At 37.4% G+C, this 3237-nt stretch carries 2 protein-coding genes; both read right to left on the bottom strand.

Features of this window, described 5'->3' with window-relative positions; genetic code table 11:
* Positions 1 to 1887 (bottom strand): pyruvate formate lyase family protein (locus tag AC220I_RS20430; RefSeq protein ID WP_486725713.1); only part of this gene is annotated, 1887 nt, incomplete at its 3' end.
* Between the two features lie 209 nt (positions 1888 to 2096).
* Positions 2097 to 2912 carry a MerR family transcriptional regulator gene (locus tag AC220I_RS20425; RefSeq protein ID WP_486725712.1) on the bottom strand — a complete coding sequence of 272 codons (816 nt, stop codon included), beginning with the start codon at positions 2910 to 2912 and terminating at the stop codon, positions 2097 to 2099.
* Positions 2913 to 3237 lie beyond the last annotated feature (325 nt).

Below are 3237 nucleotides of genomic sequence, written 5' to 3'. Positions count from 1 at the left end.
CATTGGATTGGCACCTGGTGCAAAGGGTTGACCTTTGAGTCGACCATCTGGTGTCGCGCCAGTTTTTTTACCATAGACGACATTTGAGGTAATCGTTAAGATGGACATGGTCTGAGATGAATCTCGATAGGTTTTATGCTTTTTAATTTCATTGCTAAAGAAGGTCACGATCTCTTTTGCGATTAAATCCACACGGTCATCATCATTGCCATACATTGGATAATCACCCTCAATGTCAAAACCTGTGGTGATGCCATTCTCATCTCTAAGAGCAGTTACCCTTGCGTGTTTGATTGCACTAAGTGAATCCGCCACCAATGAGATCCCTGCCACACCAAAAGCCATATATCGACCAACCTCTGTATCATGAAGTGCCATTTGTCCTTTTTCATATGCGTATTTGTCGTGCATATAGTGGATGGTATTCATGGTATTTACATACAATCTCGCCAATTTTTCAAGGACCTTTTTATAGGATTCAAGGACTACTTCATAATCAAGCACCCCATCAGATAAGGCCGCAATATCCTCTAAAACTTTAATTGGCTGGTCATTTTTATCTCTTTTGAGTTCATCATAGCCTTGATTGATGCTGTAGAGCAATGCCTTTCCAAGATTTGCCCTCGCTCCGAAAAACTGCATTTCCTTACCAATTTTCATAGGAGAAACACAGCATGCAATCCCATAATCATCACCATAGATAGGTCTCATAAGATCATCGTTTTCATACTGTATGGCACCTGTTTGAATGGACATTTTAGCACAATACCTTTTAAAGTTCTCTGGAAGTTCTTTTGACCAAAGTACTGTCATGTTTGGTTCAGGTGCTGGGTCAAGATTTGTTAAGGTGTTCAAAAATCTAAAGGCCGTCTTTGTAACAAGCGTTCTACCATCTTCTCCCATACCACCTATTGACTCTGTAACCCAAGTTGGATCACCTGCAAACAAAGTATTATAGTCTGGCGTTCTTAGGTGTCTGGCCATTCTGAGCTTGATGACCAATTGATCGATGAGCTCTTGTGCACCTGCTTCATCCAATAATCCAAGTTCAATATCTCTCTCAATGAAAATATCTAAGAAAGTTGTATTTCTACCAAGTGACATGGCTGCGCCATTATTTTCTTTCACGGCTGCCAAATAGCCAAAATAGAAAAATTGGACTGCTTCTGTGGCATTTTGAGCTGGCTTTGAAATATCCACCCCATACTCACGCGCCATTTCCTTCATTTCAATAAGGGCTCTAACCTGTTCAGATAACTCTTCTCTTAATCTGATGTTGTCCTCTGTTGCCATTTGTGATTCTAAGGCTTTAAAATCTGCCTTCTTTGCATTGACGAGCTTATCTATACCATATAAGGCAATCCTTCTATAATCTCCAATGATTCGGCCACGACCATAAGCATCAGGTAGCCCTGTTAAAAGGCCAACACTTCTCGCAAGCTTCATTTCACCTGTGTAGGCATCGAAAACACCTTGATTATGTGTTTTTCGGTAGGCCTGAAAGGATTCTGACATTTCATTTGACATTTCATAGCCATAGGCTTCAAGTGAAGCTTCAAGCATTCTGAAGCCACCATATGGGTTCATAATGCGTTTTAATGGCTCATCTGTTTGATAGCCCACCACGACTTCATTTTCACGGTCTAGATAACCCGCTTTGTATTGATTGATGCCAGAAAAAACTTTGGTCTCAATGCCGATAATGCCTTTTTCAATTTCTTCTTTTATGAGGGATTCTGCTTTTTCCCATACCGCTTTTGTCTTTTGACTCTTGCCAACTAAAAACTGGTCATCACCTTCATAGGGCTTGTAATTTAGTGCGATAAAATTTTTAACATCTATTGTTTCAGACCAGTTGCCTTGTTTAAACATCGTTTTATTTGTCATAAGGGCCTCCATTTTTTCTTTCATTATATGACCCTTCTACTATTAAATATGTGATTCAACGCACTTTTTGCAAAAAAAAAGAGCTTTCGCTCATTAAGATTTATTAACAGATCATAAACCTAGTCATGTTTGTGGCCTATCCACCCTTATTTTAGTTTATAACTGAAGGCTTGCATGTGGCAAGAGTCTCATCAAAGGCTATATTGAGATCAGGCTTTTTCAATTGGAATCTGAATTTCAGAAACATATTCAAGTTCTGAATCTGAAAAGTCGTAATCTACAATGTTTTTTTCTATAGAGTCACCAGTGATTAAATAGCCATTGTCATGGATCCATTTTGTTAGAATTTCATAGTATTTGGACATCTCACAATATGGGCCTACAAAAGTAATACAGGCATAGTCGTGTTCTGGTATTTCGATGGTTTGAGATGACTGTTCTGAATCAACTGAAACCACCTCTATGAAATATCTAAACCGCGTAAAGATCCCCTGGTTCATATTCTCCTTTGAAAGCGAAGTATAAATTTGGCCTTCAATCAGCCAGGAGCTCGTTCTGAGATAGTGCTCATTAGCCTTAAAGGCCTTTTTAATCTCATAGTCACTTGCCACATCTGTCATATCTAGGAAGATACCCTGTCTTGCCGGAATTTTTTTTATTTTAATCTCATCAAGTTCATTGTTAATACTTTCAAGGAGGGCTAGTTTCGTTTGAATCTTATTTTTTAGATTCATCAGTCGATTGATCTTTTGGTCAATTTCGTCCTCCTTCTTTTTAAGCAGATTCACTAGATTATTGGTATTTTTATTTTTCATGTACTTATTTATATCATCTAGGGATATGTCCAAGTTCTTAAAAAAGAGAATTCGACTGAGTTTAAAGAAGCTCCTGATGTCGTAATATCTATAATCGTTGTTGGGATCGTATTCTGGTTTAAACAAACCAATTCGGTCGTAATGCCTCAAGGTATCCGTACTGATGTTGAACATTTTGGCCAACTCACCGATCAAAAATTTTTCCCTCATAGGCCCTCCTTTTAATTTATGCACAATTACCATTATATGTTAAGGTTCTAAAACGTCTATTTTATATAGGCTTCAAGATTTTCTAAACCTTCAATTAGTGTCATTATACATGAGTTGAATAGGTTAGACAATCTCGAAATCCTCTTACTAAAGATATAAAAAAAAATTTATATACCCTTCTTCAAATTTGGTATAATAAGACAAGCACCAATTTTCTGACAATTTAGACATTTAATTTTATGCACATTACAAATTTCTAGCTTCGAAAGGACAACCTCTATGCTTAAACGACAGCAACTAAGACTCTATGGTTATTTGTTATTTG

It is taken from the genome of Fusibacter sp., from assembly GCF_057447755.1.
Note: the sequence above shows the minus strand (reverse complement) of the source record. Positions and strands in the feature narration are given on the sequence as shown.

What these genes read in the sequence shown, in the direction of transcription:
- AC220I_RS20425 (WP_486725712.1), bottom strand. Translation starts at nt 2,912, where the DNA reads ATGAGGGAAAAATTTTTGATCGGTGAGTTGGCCAAAATGTTCAACATC.